The 17,841-nt window shown below is 27.9% G+C and carries 19 protein-coding genes; 5 read left to right on the top strand and 14 right to left on the bottom strand.

Annotation, left to right across the window (positions count from 1 at the left end):
* Positions 1–27: 27 nt before the first annotated feature.
* Positions 28–849 carry a carboxylating nicotinate-nucleotide diphosphorylase gene (gene nadC / locus KO488_RS07395; protein WP_216058150.1) on the bottom strand — a complete coding sequence of 274 codons (822 nt, stop codon included), beginning with the start codon at positions 847–849 and terminating at the stop codon, positions 28–30.
* Positions 846–1,835: a quinolinate synthase NadA gene (gene nadA / locus KO488_RS07390; protein ID WP_216058149.1), complete on the bottom strand. Its 990-nt coding sequence runs from the start codon at positions 1,833–1,835 to the stop codon at positions 846–848. Before nadA ends, nadC begins: the two co-directional genes overlap by 4 nt.
* A gap of 88 nt (positions 1,836–1,923) precedes the next feature.
* On the opposite strand from nadA, the gene plsY reads away from it, so the two are divergent.
* The 5 genes from plsY to prfB all read left to right on the top strand — a co-directional run bounded on the left by plsY (position 1,924) and on the right by prfB (position 6,181).
* Complete coding sequence (gene plsY / locus KO488_RS07385; protein ID WP_216058148.1) at positions 1,924–2,547, top strand: glycerol-3-phosphate 1-O-acyltransferase PlsY; 624 nt, start codon at positions 1,924–1,926, stop codon at positions 2,545–2,547.
* 38 nt (positions 2,548–2,585) lie between these two features.
* On the top strand, positions 2,586–2,897 hold the full coding sequence (locus KO488_RS07380; protein ID WP_216058147.1) for a dihydroneopterin aldolase: 312 nt from the start codon (positions 2,586–2,588) through the stop codon (positions 2,895–2,897).
* A 367-nt stretch (positions 2,898–3,264) separates the two neighbouring features.
* The gene (locus tag KO488_RS07375; protein ID WP_216058146.1) at positions 3,265–4,320 is read left to right on the top strand and encodes a porin; all 1,056 of its coding nucleotides are present in this window, start codon (positions 3,265–3,267) and stop codon (positions 4,318–4,320) included.
* A 118-nt stretch (positions 4,321–4,438) separates the two neighbouring features.
* Positions 4,439–5,083: a c-type cytochrome gene (locus tag KO488_RS07370; RefSeq protein ID WP_216058145.1), complete on the top strand. Its 645-nt coding sequence runs from the start codon at positions 4,439–4,441 to the stop codon at positions 5,081–5,083.
* Positions 5,084–5,086: 3 nt separating this feature from the next.
* On the top strand, positions 5,087–6,181 hold the full coding sequence (gene prfB / locus KO488_RS07365) for a peptide chain release factor 2 (RefSeq protein ID WP_216058144.1): 1,095 nt from the start codon (positions 5,087–5,089) through the stop codon (positions 6,179–6,181).
* Between the two features lie 22 nt (positions 6,182–6,203).
* Here prfB and KO488_RS07360 read toward each other — a convergent pair whose 3' ends face one another.
* The 12 genes from KO488_RS07360 to KO488_RS07305 all read right to left on the bottom strand — a co-directional run.
* The gene (locus KO488_RS07360) at positions 6,204–8,564 is read right to left on the bottom strand and encodes a PD-(D/E)XK nuclease family protein (RefSeq protein ID WP_216058143.1); all 2,361 of its coding nucleotides are present in this window, start codon (positions 8,562–8,564) and stop codon (positions 6,204–6,206) included.
* Positions 8,554–9,111: a hypothetical protein gene (locus KO488_RS07355; protein ID WP_216058142.1), complete on the bottom strand. Its 558-nt coding sequence runs from the start codon at positions 9,109–9,111 to the stop codon at positions 8,554–8,556. Before KO488_RS07355 ends, KO488_RS07360 begins: the two co-directional genes overlap by 11 nt.
* Complete coding sequence (locus tag KO488_RS07350) at positions 9,112–9,747, bottom strand: hypothetical protein (protein ID WP_216058141.1); 636 nt, start codon at positions 9,745–9,747, stop codon at positions 9,112–9,114.
* A 105-nt stretch (positions 9,748–9,852) separates the two neighbouring features.
* A complete protein-coding gene (locus tag KO488_RS07345; RefSeq protein ID WP_216058140.1) occupies positions 9,853–10,116 on the bottom strand; it encodes a DUF4006 family protein in 264 nt (87 codons plus the stop codon).
* 1 nt (position 10,117) lies between these two features.
* Positions 10,118–11,005, bottom strand: a complete 888-nt coding sequence (locus tag KO488_RS07340) for a c-type cytochrome (RefSeq protein ID WP_216058139.1) — start codon at positions 11,003–11,005, stop codon at positions 10,118–10,120.
* Position 11,006: 1 nt separating this feature from the next.
* Positions 11,007–11,225: a cbb3-type cytochrome oxidase subunit 3 gene (locus tag KO488_RS07335; RefSeq protein ID WP_216058138.1), complete on the bottom strand. Its 219-nt coding sequence runs from the start codon at positions 11,223–11,225 to the stop codon at positions 11,007–11,009.
* A gap of 11 nt (positions 11,226–11,236) precedes the next feature.
* Positions 11,237–11,920: a cytochrome-c oxidase, cbb3-type subunit II gene (gene ccoO / locus KO488_RS07330; protein ID WP_216058137.1), complete on the bottom strand. Its 684-nt coding sequence runs from the start codon at positions 11,918–11,920 to the stop codon at positions 11,237–11,239.
* Positions 11,921–11,934: 14 nt separating this feature from the next.
* Positions 11,935–13,401, bottom strand: coding sequence for a cytochrome-c oxidase, cbb3-type subunit I (gene ccoN, locus KO488_RS07325; protein WP_216058212.1), 1,467 nt, complete (start codon positions 13,399–13,401; stop codon positions 11,935–11,937).
* Positions 13,402–13,865: 464 nt separating this feature from the next.
* Positions 13,866–14,342: an SsrA-binding protein SmpB gene (smpB, locus tag KO488_RS07320; RefSeq protein WP_216058136.1), complete on the bottom strand. Its 477-nt coding sequence runs from the start codon at positions 14,340–14,342 to the stop codon at positions 13,866–13,868.
* Positions 14,335–15,099 carry a 4-(cytidine 5'-diphospho)-2-C-methyl-D-erythritol kinase gene (locus tag KO488_RS07315; RefSeq protein ID WP_216058135.1) on the bottom strand — a complete coding sequence of 255 codons (765 nt, stop codon included), beginning with the start codon at positions 15,097–15,099 and terminating at the stop codon, positions 14,335–14,337. Before KO488_RS07315 ends, smpB begins: the two co-directional genes overlap by 8 nt.
* Positions 15,096–15,944, bottom strand: coding sequence for a tRNA pseudouridine(55) synthase TruB (truB, locus tag KO488_RS07310; protein WP_216058134.1), 849 nt, complete (start codon positions 15,942–15,944; stop codon positions 15,096–15,098). The genes KO488_RS07315 and truB overlap by 4 nt, the downstream gene beginning before the upstream one ends.
* Before the next feature lie 17 nt (positions 15,945–15,961).
* On the bottom strand, positions 15,962–17,841 hold a 1,880-nt coding region (locus KO488_RS07305), incomplete at its 5' end, for an ATP-dependent helicase (RefSeq protein ID WP_216058133.1).

The raw sequence follows: 17,841 nt of genomic DNA, 5'->3' as shown, positions 1-17,841 counted from the left end.
TAATTAAAACTAACCAAAAGTTAATGATTAGTCAAACTTCATTGAGAAGTCTAACCAAGTTGCTTGGTGAATAATACTTCCACTACTAATAGCATCAACACCAGTTTTAGCATACTTACTTATAGTTTCAAGATTAATATCTCCACTTGCTTCTAATAAAATATGTGGATAATTTTCATTTCTAAATTTAACTACATTTTTTATCTCATCTGTAGTCATATTGTCACACATGATAATATCAGCACCTGCATCCATCGCCTCTTTAACATTATCAAAAGTTTCACACTCTATTTCAATTTTTGTAACCCAAGAAATTCTTTTTCTTGCTCTTACAATAAACTCTTTTAGATTATTAATTGTTCTCATATGTGTATCTTTTAACATTAAACAATCATCAAGTCCAAGTCTATGATTAATTGCTCCACCTACTCTTGAGGCATACTTTTCAAAATCTCTAAGCTGTGGTCTTGTTTTTCTTGTATCTAATAAAACAACCCCTGTACCTTCCATTAATTTTGCATATCTATTAGCCATTGTAGCAATTCCAGAAGCGTGTTGAAGCATATTTAGAAATGTTCTTTCACTTGATAAAAGAATAGAAGCTTTTCCTTCAAGTTCAGCAATTACATCACCTTTTTTAATAACATCACCATCTTGTTTTAAAAACTTACAATCAAACTTTTCAGTTCTTGCTAATACTTTAGCGTATTGAATACCTGCAATTATTCCATCAGATTTCGAAATAGCTCTTGCTTTAAATCTACCTTTTGGAGCAACGTCAAAGAATAAATCTCCTCTTCCATTATCTTCTACAATAGCATTTTTTACAAACTTTTTGATATTAATCATACTTCAAACATCCTTTCAAGAGCTAGTCTTGCATATTTTGTATTCTCAGGAGATACAACAATTTCTGTTTCTTTCATAATATTATCATCTTTGATTGATTTTAAAGTATTATAAACATCTTGTAAAGTAGTTTCATTCATAGTTGGACATTCAGGTTTTGTTGAAGATAAAATATAAGTATTTTTTGTTCTTAATCTATTTACCATATTAAACTCAGTACCAACTGCAATTTTTTGATCAACTGGCAATTCTTTGATATATGTAATTAATTGAGATGTAGAACCAACATAATCAGCTGCATCACAAACTTTTGGATCACATTCTGGATGAACTGCAACTAAAATATCAGGATATTTTTCTCTATAAAACTCAATATCTTCAACAGTAAATTGTTGATGAACTGAACAAAAACCATTATAACAAATGATATCTGCTTCTTTTAAATCACTTCCATCTCCAACTATTGCAGATTTTAGATTTAAGGATTTTGCAAAGTTTTGACCTAAACATCTATCTGGTACGAAAAATATCTTCTTACCAGATTTAAGTCCTTTTTCAATAATTTTATATGCATTTGATGACGTACAAACCATACCACCCATTTTCCCAACTCTTGCTTTTACAGCTGCACTTGAGTTTATATATGTGATTGGTAAAATATCTTCATTAGCAATTCCAGCTTCATTGATTTTTACAAGATTTTGTTCATAATATCCTTCATCAATCATTCTAGCCATTGCACAACAGGCGATCTTCGGCATAAGAACTCTTTTTTGGGGACTCATTACTTTTACGCTTTCACCCATAAAACCAACACCACAAAACACAATAAACTCAGAATCAGTAGCTTTAGCTTTTTTTGCTAACTCTAATGAATCTCCTGTAATATCAGCTAACTCAAAAACTTCATCTCTTTGGTAATAATGAGCTACTAATGTTACATCTAATTCTTCTTTTAGCTTTATAATCTCTTCTTTTAAATTCAAAATAAACCTTCAATTAAATGTTTTTATAAATGATAATATAACAAAATCTTTGTTATAATCCATTTAATTAAACTCATAAAGGTAATAGATGGATTTTTTCACTAACTCAAATATTTTATTTTACATAAGCGCTTACTTAATTGGTTCCATTCCATTTGGATTACTTCTTGCAAAGTTTTTTGCAGGAGTTGATGTAAAAAGTGCAGGAAGTGGTTCAATTGGTGCAACAAATGTACTAAGAGTAGTAAAAGAGACAAATCCAAGCTTAGCAAAAAAACTAGGACTTGCAACTGTAATACTTGATGCACTTAAAGGAACACTTGTTTTACTTGTTGCAATGAGTATGGGAGCTAGTGAATCTACACTTTGGGGAATTGCAGTTTTATCTGTACTTGGCCACTGTTATTCAATATACTTAGGACTTGAAGGTGGAAAAGGAGTTGCAACAGGACTTGGTGTATTTATTGCACTAATACCTATTCCAACTTTAATAGGTGCAGCTATTTGGATAATCTGTGCAAAAGTTCTTAAAATATCATCATTATCTTCACTTCTTGGGCTTACTGCAGTAATAATATCGGCAAGTTTTTTAAATGATGGGTTAAATATAGGCTCAAATATTCCTATGTATATTATTGCATTCATTATTTACTACAAACATATTCCTAATATTATAAGAGTAATAAAAGGAGAAGAGAAAAGAGTTGTATAATAATACAACACTTCTCTCTAAATAAGGTAACAGTAATTATGAAAGTAGAAATAAAAGACTTAAGCTTTAAATGTATAATCGGAATACTTGACTTCGAAAGAATAAAAAAACAAAAAGTAATAGTAGATATATCATTTAAATATAAATTTAAAAAAGATACATTTATAGACTATAGTAAAGTATCTTCATTTATAGAATCTAAAATGAAAGAGAAAAAGTTTCTACTTATAGAAGATGCAATAAACTACTTTCAATCAAAATTACACAAAATGTACAAAATAAGCAACTTACATATTAAGATATCAAAACCAAAAATTTTAAAAAACTGTATTGTTTCAGTTTCTAATTAATATAAAATAAAATCTACACTTTTATACAAAATAACTAATTAAAAAGACCATTTATACAAATTGTATAAACATATACTTTTTATATTAATATATTTTAAGATAATAACGCAAAAGTTATATTCTTTTACTTTCTATTTAATTAATAATAAATACTAATATTCCCTGATTAACGGCTTTCTAGCTAAAATCAACCTTAAATTAACACTTAATTAACAATAAAAGCTATAGTTTTAAGAAAACTTTAAAATTTAGTGGTGTAGAATAGTCGTAACGGGATGTCGGAAAAGGTTCAAATAAATCATTTTGAATGAGTTCGCGCGCTCCGACAGACTGAAATAAAGATTTCGAAATTTAGGAGAACAAACATATGAGAAAATTAGTAAAATTAAGTTTAGTAGCTGCAGTAGCAGTATCTGGATTAACAAGTGTAAATGCAGCATCTTTAGAAGAATCAATTAAAGGTGTAGATATTTCTGGAAAAGTTAGATACAGAATGGAACACCTTAATTCAACTGGTCAAGAAGATCAAGATGTGAATATTGATGTAAAAGTTGTAGTTCCAGTTAATGATAAAGTGTCTTTCGTATCTAATTTAAACATAGATAATGACAATCAAGAAAATGGTTTTACTAATGCTGGTGGAGATACTGCAGGTAATTCTGATAAAACTTTCAATCTTGATAACTATTACTTCCAATATGTTGATGGAGGAGCTACTGTTTTATTAGGTACTCAAGATATTCCTGGAAGATTAACAGATGCTGAAACTGGTTCTGGTGTTGTTGCATTATATAACATTGGTAACTTCACAGTAGGTGCAGCTTCAATGTATAACACTGCTATTACTTCTGAAATGTTAAATTCTGTAATTGCAATGGGAACTGTTGGACCTGTTTCATTATTAGGACAATATGTTGACGTTGATGATGTTGCTGATGCATATAACTTAAAAGCTGATGCTTCATTTGGACCAGCAAAAGTTGGTGTTGAATATTCTGAAGTTAATCCAGATGGTTCTTCAGCTGAATTAAGTACAGCTAAAGCTTACGCTTCTGCAAAAATGGGAATCGTTTCGGGACAAGTAACTTATGCACAAACTGGTGATAATGGATCTGGACAATTAGATGCATCATCAGAAACTCCTTCAGAGTACTTATTATGGCAATTAGGAACTTGGCAAAAAGCAGATATGGATGTAATCGCTGTTGATGCTTCTGTTGCTATTACTCCAAAAGTTTCTTTAAGAGCTGCATATGCTGATGGTGAAATTGGTACTACTGATGTAAGCGAACTTTTAGGTCAAGTTTCTTATAAAATGTCTAAAAATTTACTTACATATGTAAGAGCTTCTTCATATGATAATGGTGTTGCTGCTACTGATGATTCAGAAAGAGTAAGACTAGAAGTTAAATATACTTTCTAATTCTTAGATAGTACTTTCTAAACTTAATAAAAGGCTGGAAGATTTATCTTCTGGCCTTTTTTTATATTAAAAATATAAGAATATTTATGATAAACTATCCTTTACTAAAAGGATTTATATGAAACTAATAGCACCTCTTACAATAACACTTTTTGCAACTACTGCACTTTTTTCACAAACAACAATGTGTTTTAAAGAAAACCACAATTCAATGTCTACAATCGAAGCTACAAAACTTGATGGTGGAGAGTGTAAAAGTACATTTACTATAAATGATATGAAAGCAAAAGGCTGGAGTGTTGATGATATAAAAATTACAACAAAAGAGTCTAAGTACAATTTTATTTATATACTAAAAAAAGGTACTGACTCTCCAACTCTCATGGCTCCAAATGCTAACTTAAATGAAAAACAATTGGAAGAAAAAATTTTAAATAGACTTGAAGCTAAGAAAGTTCAAGAAGAAAAAGAACTTAAAATAGAAGAAAAACTAAAGTCAAAAATTGCAGGGAAAGAAATGTACATGAATAAATGTCAATCATGTCATGGTGAAAAGGGAGAAAAAACACCATATAATACTTCAAGACCACTAAAAGATCTTAGCCTTGAAGAAATGGAATCAGCAATTACAAAATATGCAGTTGAAGATGATGTTACAGGTTATGAAATAATCATGAAACCATATGCAAGTATGCTTAATGACAAAAAAATTAAAGAAGTTTATGAATATATTCAAACACTAAAAATATCGGAATCTAAATAATTAATGGATGCATACGAATATTCACAAATTTTAAAACTATTAAATACTAAATTAGAAAATATTGAAAGTATTTTAAAACCTGATTTATTAAAAATTAGATTAGATGAAATCATAAACTTGGAGGCAGACCAAGACTTTTGGAATGATGTAGCAAATGCCACAAAGATTGGCATTGAAAAAAATAGAATATTATCAAAACTTAGTAAGTTTAATAAGGCGAATGAAGCACTAAGTGGTACAAATGAACTCTATGAGTTAGCAACAACTGAAAGAGATGAAGAAACTTTTGAACTACTTTTTGAAGAAGCCCAAGAATTAGAAGAACTTATTAAATCAACAGAAATCCAAGTAATGCTTTCAAATCCAGATGATGCTTCAAATGCAATTATCACTATTCATCCAGGAGCTGGGGGAACAGAATCTCAAGATTGGGCTGCAATGCTTTATAGAATGTATTTAAGGTGGGCTGAGCGTCAAAACTTTAAGATTGAACCCTTAGATTATCAACCAGGAGAAGAAGCTGGTATTAAAGATGTATCTTTTATCATAAAAGGTGAAAATGCCTATGGATATTTAAAAACTGAAAATGGTGTTCATAGATTAGTTCGAATCTCTCCTTTTGATTCAAACTCAAAAAGGCATACTTCTTTTGCTTCTGTTCTAGTAAGTCCAGAAGTTGATGATAATATTGATATTGAAATAGAAGATAAAGATATTAGAATTGATACATATAGAGCAAGTGGTGCTGGTGGGCAACATGTTAATAAAACTGAAAGTGCTATTAGAATAACTCATATAGAAACAAATATAGTAGTACAATGTCAAAATGACAGATCACAACATAAAAATAAAGCAAGTGCTTTAAAGATGTTAAAATCACGTTTATATGAATTTGAATTAGAAAAACAACAAGCCCAAAAAGACGGTGTTGAAAAATCAGAAATTGGTTGGGGACATCAAATTAGATCTTATGTAATGCAACCATATCAACAAGTAAAAGATACAAGATCAAATATTGGATACTCAAATGTAGACGCAATACTTGATGGAGATATCACTAAAATTATAGAAGATGTTTTAATCTCAAATTTAAAATAACTATAATTTAAAAAACCTAGTTTTACCTATTACATATTGTAGAATATGGGCAATAGGTACAAACAACCTTCTCATCACACTTATCAAAATTAATTGCATCTTTTGATAAGTCTTTAATATCTGAAAATTTTTGTGTTAATAACTCTAGTTTTTTATCTAAAGCAATTTCTTCTTCCAATTTTGTATTATTTAAATCATAATAAAAAGCATTTACTTTATCAGTTTTATATATTTCACTCATAGCAAGATAATAAAATTCTAATTGAAAGTCATTTGATTTCTCATAGTTCTTTAAAGAATCTATTTTTAAAGAAGATGATGTTTTATAATCGATAACTTCATAAGTATCGGTATATAAATCAACTCTATCAATCACACCTTTTATCTTCATATCATCAAAAACTATGTTGAAGTTTTGTTCAAGTGCTATGATTTTTCTATTTTCTAACCTTTCTTTATCATATAAATAGAAATTGTAAAGTTTCTTTTTCCAAATTTCTAAGTCAAGTGCTAAGAATGGATTTGATGTTCTATATTCATAAAACAAATCTTCTATAACTTTATAAGATAAGTCATTTGATTCATTTATATAATACTTTTCTAGTATAGAATGAACAATACTTCCTAACTCAAATCCTTTTGGTTTTAATGAAATTGTATGTTCTTTAATTTTTAAAATATGTTGAAAATAAAACTTTCTTTTACACTCTAAAAAGTTTTTAAATGAAGTTGCTGACCACTCAAATTGTGTTAAGTCAATTTTTTCAATAATATCACCTTCATAATGAGTAATATTGTGATTATTGTACAAAATATGCTTATATAAATTATCACTTCTGTTTGTATCAATTTTTTCTGGAAATAATTCATTTGCAAATCTAGAGATTTGATTTGTATCTGAGTTTACATAAGAGATAAAAAGATTATAGGAAGAGTCAATCAGTCTTTTATAATAATACTTTTGTAAAGATTCTCTATCATAAGAAGTTGGAAGATCTGCCATACTTTTAATTTTTGTTGATAAAAACTTATCTTTTATTGATCTTTTGGGAATAAAATTTTCATTAAAATCACAAATAATTACAGTATCAAAACTAACCGCTCTAGTTTCTAATAAACCTAAAACTGTAATCTTTCCTGAGTTTACATCATCAAGTGTTATTTTAGAAATTTTTTGTAAAAATATTTTATATAAATCTTTAACTAAAATACTATTTTCTTCCGAAAATAATAAAATATTTAATTTATAAATCACTTCATCATATTTTTCTATTATTTCTTCATTATCTTCATTTGATTTTATATATGTACATATTAAGTCAAAATTATTCTTAGTGCAGATTTTATTCCAGATACTTTTTATATCTTTATCTATAAATGCTTTATCAATTTTTAAATATTCAATATTTGAAATATTTTTAACTTCATCTTCATTTAAATATGAATTCACAGCATAAGCAACTTGATAAAGTTTATAGTTTTTAATATTTCTTCCCATTGCATAGTTAAAATACTGTTCATTATCAAATAACTGAAGCCAAGAAGCAAAACTCTCATCAGGTAATACTAATGCTATAGAAGAAGGATTAACTCCATTTGTTATGGCTTTTGTGATACTTGACTTTATATATGCTATTTGATTTATTCTAGAATTAAAACCCTTTATATCAAGAGCAATAAGTTTGTTCTCTATCACCTCTTTTTTTAGTAAAGTTTTATTTGTAAGTGAAACTTCATACTTTCTATTAAGTTCTATCTTCTCTTCTAAAAAGTCAAACTTTTCTAAAGACTTTTGATTATACTCATTTGAATAAAAGCTTATATTTAAATCTACAATTGAAGCTATATCTTGAATAATATCAAACTCAACTTTTGTAAAATAACCTTCAAATATAAAATCAACGTAATCAAATCTTTTTAAAAAACTTTTATTAACTTTATAATGAATAGCCATATTTATTCTGTCAACACAAGAGTTTTCATCTAATATTTTTATGTAATTAGCTCTTATTTCTTCTAAAATAGATAAATGTTCATTAAAATACTCATAAGTATCTGCATTTCTAATATCGTTTATTTCTATTTTCTCACTTGATAACTCTAGAAAAAAACGATAAATATAATCATTTTGTTTTAAAAATTTTGTAAAATTATCTGAAATACCAAGTTTTTTGATATCTGTATTTTTGATAGATTCTTTTAAGTATAAAAATCTTTGCTCTTCATCGATATACTTTTTATTTTCAAAAGATATCGATTTTTTGAAAAATTCATCAATAGTTAATATTGATGGAAGCAAAGTATTTTTATTTTTTTGTAAAGATACATGAGCTCTTACCGCTCTTGATGTTGGGAAAACTAAAAGTTTTTGTTTAAATTGCATTTGTCTTTATAAAAATAGACCCAATTACTCCATCTACTTCGAATGTCCCAGTAATATTCCAATTGTTTTTATCTGATATCTCAAAATTAGCAGTATATTCATTTTCATTATTTTTGAAATTTTTATTACTTAAAAGAATATCAAATTTATTTGAAATACTCTTCGTAACTTTTAATGCAATTTTAACACTCTTTTTTTCATTTGTTTTCTTATCACTTACTATTAAAGAGATATTATTTAAACCATATTTTAATATGTTTTTATGTTCAGATTTTTTTTCTAAAACTCTTTGAGAGTATTTAATATCTTCAGTTGTTAAACCAAATATCTTTTCATTAACATTAAGGTTAAAATTATATTTCTTTAAAAATATTTGATTCGAAGTCATAATTGTATTATAATTAGCATCAACATCTTGATAGCTTCTTAAAAAACTTTCATCTTCATTAACAGGTAATTTAATGGCACTCATAACAGTCCAAATAATCATTCCTAATGTAAATGAGAATATAGCAATAAATAATAAAGGCCAATAATTTCTTTTCATCTATTTTCTTCTCTTTTCTCTTAAAACTACAAAAGTATAAGCAAGTATCCCAATTACAACAAGAGTATACATCATTACTCTCCAAATTGTACTAGCTATTTTACCTTGACTTCCAATACTTGTTTCTAATTTAATATTTTTTTCATCTGCAATTATATCTGCAATTGCAGCATATCCATTTAATGTAGCAGCACTTACTTTAGCAAATAAGGTATTTTTATCTTTTGATGCTAATAAAGGAACTACATATCCATCTAAAATATCATCTTTATCAATAATCTTTTCTAAACTCTTACTAACTATCAGATTTACATGTTGCTCATCAATAGCCATAGTCATTAATGCATATGGTTTTTTTAAATTTTCCAATACTTTTGATTCATGATTTTTTAGATAGATAATCTTATCTTTACCTTTGATCTTATCACCTAGGCCATAAGTAGATTTCACATAAAGGTAAATATTTACACCTAATTTTTCTTTAGATTCTAACCCTATTTGAGTAATTTTTTCTTGCGCTCGTGGATCAATTAATCCATCATCACTTAAGATAAACTCATCTGCTAATATATTTTGTGATAAAAAAAATAGGAGTGAAAAAATCACTCCCATTTTTAAATTTTTAATAGTCTTCATTTTAACCTATAAATATTTTTGCGTCGTTAAAAAAGCTAAAATATAAAGTCATAACTGCAGATACTACTAGTAATAATCCTATAATTCTTTCCATCTTAGCTCCTTTTATTTAGCATTAATATAATTTTTATTTTGTTCTTCTGGAGTATTTTGTTTTCTATCAGAGAAAACACTTCCTGAAGTTAAACCATTAATATCTTGGTTAATTTTATAAAAATTAGTTGATTGATCTTGTTGTACTTTAATACCACTAATAGTTAATACAACTAATATTGTTAATAATAACACAGTTGCTATTAACATACCAGTAATACCACTTAACTTAAAGATTCCTCTTTCGTTTTCGTTCATTTGTGTATTTCCAGCCATCTTACTCTCCTAAACTTCTTAAGTATGCAGCAAGAGCTTTTTGTTGTGTTTCATTTAGTCTTCCATCAAAACTTGGCATTGTACCAATATTTGATTTTTTCCCATCTTTTAACACAGCAATTACAAGTGCATCATCATATTCTCTAATATTTGGAGCAACATAAGGCATACCTTTTCCATCTGCACCGTGACATCCTGCACAAGTAGCGTAAGCAGCAGGTTGTTCACCTTTAAATCCACCAGCAACATAATCAGCAATTATTTCAACATCGGGTCCAAAAGCCATGCCAGCTGGCATTCCCCCAGGATATGCAGTTTTTAAACTATTAGAACCATTATTAATAATGTGAATAACTTGTTCTTTTGCCATTCTTTTAGTTAAATCTTGTGCCTTACCTTCAATACCTTCAGCATCAACACCATGACAAGGTGAACACTGAACTAAGAATGTAGATTGACCCATTGCTTCTAAAGTTTCAGTAGAAGGGTTTTCCCATTTCTTTTCAAACTTAGCATTGTAATCTAATGCTTCTTCATTCCATTGACCAATTTGTGAAAAGCTGTTAATTGGATAACCAATAGTCATATACCAGAACATCCAAATAATTGTTCCAATAAATGCAATAGCCCAACCTGTTGGAACATTATTTTGGTATTCCCCAATTCCGTCCCAATTTTCATCTTTTAATTCACCACTAGCCGTATCATTTTTCATTTGGTTAACATATTTAAGTGTTGTGAATACTGTAATTACAATAATCGCAATAGCACCTAACATTGTTAAACTATTAATATAATCGTCACCGATAAAAGCATCACCTGCCGCAAAGTAAGTTCCTGCTATTAATGCGATGACAAGAATAATTCCACCTATAACCATAGATTTCATACTATTTCTCCTTGTTATCTATATCATTTGTTCTTTCTTCAAGAGGAGAAGAGGATGATGAATCATCATGAACAAGGTTCGAATACTTCTCAAAATCTGTTTCACCAGTTTTATCCCTTTTATATATTGAATAAGCATAAGAATAAAATACAACAAATACAAATAAAATTAAAAAGAACTTTGCATAACCTTGTATGTTCAATAATGTTTCATAATCCATTTATTAACCTCTTATTTTAAAGAATTTAAATATGCAATTAATGCAACTATTTCAGGAATCTGACCATTTGCAACAGCATCTTTTACAGCTTTGTTTTTCATATCAGCTGCAATAAGTTGTGCATCAGCTTTTGCTTTTGCAATCGCAGTTGCATGCTCACCTAGCTCAACGTCAATTTTACCATCACCATCTAAATCTTGATCATATGGAGTAGCAAAAACAGTTTTAACTGTATAAGCTTCAGCATATGCTGTATCTAAATCAACAATATTCTCAAATTGATGAGGATATGCTGGCATAACAGTTCCAGGTACAACAGATGCTGGATCCATCATGTGATTTTCATGCCAGTCAGTAGTTCTATAATTACCAACTCTCATTAAATCTGGTCCAGTTCTTTTTGATCCCCATAAGAATGGTCTATCATAAGCATACTCACCAGATAATGAATACATACCATATCTATCAGTTTCTGATTTAAATGGTCTAATTAATTGTGAATGACAAGCATTACACGAATCTTTAATATAAACTTGTCTACCAGCTAGTTCTAAAACTGAATAAGGTTTAGTACCAACAGTAGGTCTACTTTGTTTTGCAAAATCTGGAATAATTTCAATAATACCTGCAAATGCAACAAACACGAATACTAGTACCGCAAAGAAAAACGGTCTTTGTTCAAACCAATGAAACATATTTTCTCCTTTTCTTACGCAGCTACAGGCGTAGCGTTTGTTGGTTCTTTATCAAGTACTCTTCCACATTTAATAGTTTTATAAATATTAAATGCAAACATAAAGAATCCAATAAGGTACAATAACCCACCAACTGCTCTAATTGTATAATATGGTTGTAATACAGTTACTGTATCAATGAATGAATAAACTAAAGAACCATATTCATCATATGCTCTCCACATCATACCTTGAGTAATACCTGCAATCCACATAGAAGTAAAGTATAAAACGATACCTGTAGTTTGTAACCAGAATTGTGTATCCATTAATGATTTAGAATAAAGTTCTCTTTTATACATTCTTGGAACCATATGGAATAATGAAGCCATAATCATAAATACAACCCATCCTAAAACACCATCATGAACGTGACCTGGAATCCAATCTGTAAAGTGCGCAATTGCATTTACTGATTTGATCGCTTGAATAGGACCTTCAATAGTTGATAACATATAGAATGTTGATGCTAATACCATAAACTTAATTAGTGTATTAGTTTGTAACTGTTGCCATTCACCTTTCATAGTTAAAAGCATATTAATAGCAGATCCCCATGATGGTAAGATTAATACAACTGACATTACAGAACCCATAGTTTGCATCCAGTCAGGAACAGTTGAATAAAGAAGGTGGTGACCACCAGCCCATAAATAAACAAACATTAATCCCCAGAAAGCTAAGATCGAAAGTTTATATGAATAAACATTTTGACCAGATTCTTTTGGTAGGAAATAATAAATTAATGCAATAATTGGAGTTGTGAAAACGAATGCAACAGCATTGTGTCCATACCACCATTGTACTAACGCATCATTTGTACCTGCATACATAGAAACAGAATGCATCCATGAACCATATCCTGATACTAATGCAGTTGGAACTTCCATGTTATTAAATAAATATAACATTGCAATTGCAATAAAAGTAGCAATGAAGTACCATAATGAAATATATAGAGTTCTTTCTCTTCTAATTCCAATTAGTCCAAAGATTGATACTCCCCATAAAACCCACCATACAACAACTAAGATATCTAATGGCCATTCTAATTCAGCATACTCTTTAGATGTAGTATAACCCATAAATAGAGTTACTACGGCTAAAAGAATAGTGATAAAATAAAGTGCAAAATGTAATTTTGCAACACCCATTAAAAATGGAGATTCTTTTAAAGAAACTTTTAATACTCTTTGCCCAATGTAATACCATCCAGCAAAAACACCACTTAAAGTAAAACCAAATGCAACACCATTAGTGTGTAAAGGTCTTAATCTACTAAATGTACCATACTCCCCAGCTAAGTTATTTAACTCAGGAAACGCCAATTGAAACGCAAGTACAACACCAATTGTCATACCTATGATACCAAACAAAATTGTTGCAAATGTAAAGGCTTTTGCAACTGAGTAATCGTACTCAATTTGTGCACCGTTTTGCATCAATCTCCTCCTACTAATTTTATATACAAGTCACAATACGTCACTTATGGATTGATATTAACTAAAGTGCTCTAAATTTTTACTTAATTTTAGTACAATTTAAGAATTAAATTTAATAAAAAATAATAATCAGGCTAAGTAAAATAATGATTATAATTATAAATTTTGTTTTTATCCTATCATTTCTTATTATTCTGATAATTATAATCTAGACTTATAATGTATCAAATGAGTTATTTTCTTAAAAGAGATACTTTTTGTCCTATTTAGCTATACTCAGGCTATAGTATAATCATACTAATTATCAAAATTAAAATAATTTAAAATAGTTAATAATTTCTATTTTTTTTATATAATTTATATTTCTATGTTTATTTTATTTTATTTTGAATTTCATTCAAGGCAAAAAATAATTATTTTTTGTCTTGTAGAAGCTATTAAAGTAGAGTAATAATATAATATAATTATTTCCAATTTTTAATAGCTATTTGAGTCTCTCTTTGCATAGTTTTTTTCTTTAAATCTTCTCTTTTATCATGAAGTTTTTTACCTTCAGCTGTTGCTATTTGTACTTTTACTTTATTTCTATCATTGAAATACATTTTCAAAGGAACAATAGAAATACCATCTTTAGTAACTTTTACAAATAACTTTTCAATCTGTTTACTATGTAAAAGAAGTTTTCTCTCTCTTCTTTCATCAGGTCGATAAGTAGTATGAGCTGTACTTAAATGAGAAATATGCATATTAAATAAGAACACCTCACCTTTTACAATACGAACAAATGAATCTTTTAGGTTTGCTCTACCTTCTCTTAAAGCTTTTACTTCACTACCTTCAAGAACAATACCAGCTTCCATTGATTCCATAATTGTAAAATCATGAAAAGCTTTTTTATTTTTAAATACTAAATTCTTTTTTTCTTCTTTTTTCTTAGCCATTATTTACCTTAAAAAATGAACTTCCACTACCACTAAAATACCAGTTTTTCTTTGCAAAAGCTTTTAATTCTGGCTTTGAAGTAATTGCGGGTTCATATAAATCGTTTGCGTCATATATATTAAACTCATTTAGAATATCTAAAGAGTTCATAGATAAGAGTCGTTTTGCTTCATCTTTTTGAATTTGTTTATAAAATTTTTCTCTAAAAATTCTAAATATTTCACCTGTATCACATTGTATATTCGGAGTAATTGTTTCTATATCTAAAATATCTTCATCAAATTTTTCTACAATTTCACCAATTCCAGTAACATTAGCACTATCATATTCATAAATAAAGAAAGGTACATCCGCTCCAACTTGCACAGCAATTTTACAAAGATCATCTTTTGATAAATTTAACTCACAATATTTGTTTACCATAATCAAAAAAGTAGCAGCATTCGAGCTTCCACCACCTAATCCCGCAAATTCTGGTATATTTTTTTCAACTTTAACACTATAAATATTGAAAAATTCTTCAACCCCATTATAGTTTTTTAATAAATTGTATGCTTTATATACAGTATTTGATTCTAATTTACATCCAAAATTACCTATAATATCAAATGCCTTCTTATTAGTTTTTACAAATGACATACAATCAAAAAGATTATGAACTCGTACAAACCGTGATATGAGTTCATGATATCCTTCCCTTTTATCTGCAATTTTCAGAAAAATATTAACTTTTGCATATGATTTAAAAGTATTCATTTAAGTACCTTATTTAATAAGTAATTAACTTCTTTGTCAATAATTTCAACAATACTAAAAAAATCATCAAAAATAATTAAGTATTTTCCATCTTGTTTTTTTTCTAAATAATCAATAGAAATTTTTTTCCCATTAAATAACCACTCTTTTGTACCTTCATACTTATTAATAGGAATATCTAAATAATCTAAAGGATCTAAATCTTTTTCATTTTCATAAAAGAATTTTCCTTCATTCAATCGTTCAAGATAAGATAAAGTTCCATTTGTATTTAATCTTTCACATAATATTTGAGCTAATGATCTTATATATGAACCTTCACTAACACTTGCTTCAAAAGTTACAAAAGGATGATTATAATTTACAAACTTTGTATCAATAATATTCATTATTGATTTTTTCATCTCAAAGTCAATGCCTTCTCGTGCTAAATCATAAGCTCTTTTTCCATCAATTTTTTTTGCTGAAAACTTTGGTGGAGTATATTCTATTTCACCTTTTAGCTTTTCAATCTCTTTTATTATTGTTTGTTTATCTAATTTTTTTGCTTCATTTATGCTTGTTACATTTTCAATATCAAAAGAATCTGACTCAACACCTAACCAAATAACTGCTTTATATGTTTTAGGAGTCTTGCTTAGGTATTTAAATAGTTTAGAATATTGTCCAAAAGCTACTATTAAACATCCACAAGCAAAGGGGTCTAGTGTTCCACTAAAACCTGCTTTTTTATTTTTATATTTTCTTTTGATTTTATTTAAATATGAATTTGAACTTGTAAAAATTGGTTTTTTGACAACCACTAATTTATTTAATTGTTCTTTATTATATAGTCTTTTTTGCATTATTAACTAGTTTAACTTTATATTTTTTCAACAAAAGATGATAAGATATCTCTTGATGTTCCACCAAAATTAATAGTAAGTTTATAGTCTTTACCAGCTTTATTCGCTTTTTGAACTCTTCCCATACCAAAAATCTTATGTTGAATTAAATCACCTTTTTTGTATGCTGAATGTTTTTCAATTGTTAAAGAACCTTTTATAAGTCCAGATTCACTTAAAAATCTACTTTTTTGTAAAAGTGCTCGTTTACCTTTGTAAAATCTTGAATGAACAAATGATAATGTCAAACTATCCATTGCTCTAGTAATTGCTACATAGCCTAGTCTTCTTTCTTCTTCAATATCAGAACCATCCCCTGTTAAAGGGAAAAAGCCTTCTTCTAGTCCTATAATAAATAAATTCCTAAATTCTAAACCTTTCGAAGCATGAATACTCATCATAGAAATAGCTTCACTATTATATTCACCATTTTCACTCTCTAATGCTATTTCATTTAAAAAGTCTTTTAATTCTAAATGAGGATTTTGCATAAAGTAATCTCTAATATATCCATAGAATTCATCAACATTTCCTTGTCTCTCAAAACCATCAGGAACATTATCATATGATGCTCTATAATCAAAAGTATCTTCAAAAGAGTCTAAGAATTTCATTTTTGATTCATTTAAAATATCTTTTAAATCCATTATTGAAGCTTCAAATACCTTTAATGTTCTAGAGTTCTTTTTACCAACAACAGTAGATAATTCATCAGGACTTAATTCTTGAATAAGTTGAAAAATAGGTTTTTGTGTTTCTATTGATTTTGCTTCAAGTTTATCTATTGTAGTTTTACCAATACCACGTTTTGGTTTATTTACAATTCTTTTTAAAGAGAAGTTATCATTTGAATTTGTAAGTATTCTAAAGAAAGCTATTAAATCTTTTATTTCAGCTCTTTCATAGAACTTCATACCACCTACAAGTTTATAGTTTAATCCTGCTTTATTAAAGCCTTCTTCAAGTGATCTTGAAAGTGCATTAACTCTAAATAATACAGCGATATCTTTTGCACTAGTTCCCAAATCTAATAAAGATTTAATATCATCAATTAATTTTCTAGTTTCTTCATTTTCATCATGTGATTCATAAACTTTTATTGAATCACCTTTTTTTCTTGTACCTACAAGTTTTTTACCTAATCTATCACGATTATGTTCAATTAGTTGATTTGCATGATTTAATATTGTATCTGTTGATCTATAATTCTTTTCAAGTTTTACTACTTTTGTATCATCAAAATCTTTTGAAAAGTTTAAGATATTTTTAATAGTAGCACCTCTCCAACCATAAATACTTTGATCATCATCACCAACTACACAAAGGTTGTTATGAGTTGAACATAATAATCTTAATAATCTATATTGAAGTTCATTTGTATCTTGGTACTCATCAACCATAATATATTGATATCTTTGGCTTGTTTGAGCTGCTAGTTTTTCATTCTTTTTTAAAATCTCATAAGGAAGTAATAATAAATCATCAAAATCAACTAAATTATTTTTTAATAAATACTCTTGATATTTTTGATATACAATTGCAATTTGTTGATATAGTTTTAACTGTGCAGCAGCAATGGCTTCTGTTGGAGAAATTAATGTATTTTTGTATTTTGAAATCTCTGAAACTAAAAGCGCTGTTGTGATTTCTTTATCTATTGACTTTATGATTCTTTTTTTATCATCTGTATCAATTATTATAAAATTGCTTTTTCTTCCTAATTCACTCATATGAAATTTTAGAAATAATAATCCAAATTTATGAAAAGTACATAATAATGGGGGAGTATTTAATGATGATTGATCTATTAAACTATAAGCTCTTTCTCGCATTTCAGAAGCTGCTTTATTTGTAAAAG

The sequence above is a fragment of the Poseidonibacter lekithochrous genome (assembly GCF_018861145.1).
Classification (GTDB): Bacteria; Campylobacterota; Campylobacteria; order Campylobacterales; family Arcobacteraceae; genus Poseidonibacter; species Poseidonibacter lekithochrous_A.
Note: the sequence above shows the minus strand (reverse complement) of the source record. Positions and strands in the feature narration are given on the sequence as shown.

What these genes read in the sequence shown, in the direction of transcription:
- nadC (WP_216058150.1), bottom strand. Translation starts at nt 849, where the DNA reads ATGATTAATATCAAAAAGTTTGTAAAAAATGCTATTGTAGAAGATAAT.
- plsY (WP_216058148.1), top strand. Translation starts at nt 1,924, where the DNA reads ATGGATTTTTTCACTAACTCAAATATTTTATTTTACATAAGCGCTTAC.
- KO488_RS07380 (WP_216058147.1), top strand. Translation starts at nt 2,586, where the DNA reads ATGAAAGTAGAAATAAAAGACTTAAGCTTTAAATGTATAATCGGAATA.
- KO488_RS07375 (WP_216058146.1), top strand. Translation starts at nt 3,265, where the DNA reads ATGAGAAAATTAGTAAAATTAAGTTTAGTAGCTGCAGTAGCAGTATCT.
- KO488_RS07370 (WP_216058145.1), top strand. Translation starts at nt 4,439, where the DNA reads ATGAAACTAATAGCACCTCTTACAATAACACTTTTTGCAACTACTGCA.
- prfB (WP_216058144.1), top strand. Translation starts at nt 5,087, where the DNA reads ATGGATGCATACGAATATTCACAAATTTTAAAACTATTAAATACTAAA.
- KO488_RS07360 (WP_216058143.1), bottom strand. Translation starts at nt 8,564, where the DNA reads ATGCAATTTAAACAAAAACTTTTAGTTTTCCCAACATCAAGAGCGGTA.
- KO488_RS07355 (WP_216058142.1), bottom strand. Translation starts at nt 9,111, where the DNA reads ATGAAAAGAAATTATTGGCCTTTATTATTTATTGCTATATTCTCATTT.
- KO488_RS07350 (WP_216058141.1), bottom strand. Translation starts at nt 9,747, where the DNA reads ATGAAGACTATTAAAAATTTAAAAATGGGAGTGATTTTTTCACTCCTA.
- KO488_RS07345 (WP_216058140.1), bottom strand. Translation starts at nt 10,116, where the DNA reads ATGGCTGGAAATACACAAATGAACGAAAACGAAAGAGGAATCTTTAAG.
- KO488_RS07340 (WP_216058139.1), bottom strand. Translation starts at nt 11,005, where the DNA reads ATGAAATCTATGGTTATAGGTGGAATTATTCTTGTCATCGCATTAATA.
- KO488_RS07335 (WP_216058138.1), bottom strand. Translation starts at nt 11,225, where the DNA reads ATGGATTATGAAACATTATTGAACATACAAGGTTATGCAAAGTTCTTT.
- ccoO (WP_216058137.1), bottom strand. Translation starts at nt 11,920, where the DNA reads ATGTTTCATTGGTTTGAACAAAGACCGTTTTTCTTTGCGGTACTAGTA.
- ccoN (WP_216058212.1), bottom strand. Translation starts at nt 13,401, where the DNA reads ATGCAAAACGGTGCACAAATTGAGTACGATTACTCAGTTGCAAAAGCC.
- smpB (WP_216058136.1), bottom strand. Translation starts at nt 14,342, where the DNA reads ATGGCTAAGAAAAAAGAAGAAAAAAAGAATTTAGTATTTAAAAATAAA.
- KO488_RS07315 (WP_216058135.1), bottom strand. Translation starts at nt 15,099, where the DNA reads ATGAATACTTTTAAATCATATGCAAAAGTTAATATTTTTCTGAAAATT.
- truB (WP_216058134.1), bottom strand. Translation starts at nt 15,944, where the DNA reads ATGCAAAAAAGACTATATAATAAAGAACAATTAAATAAATTAGTGGTT.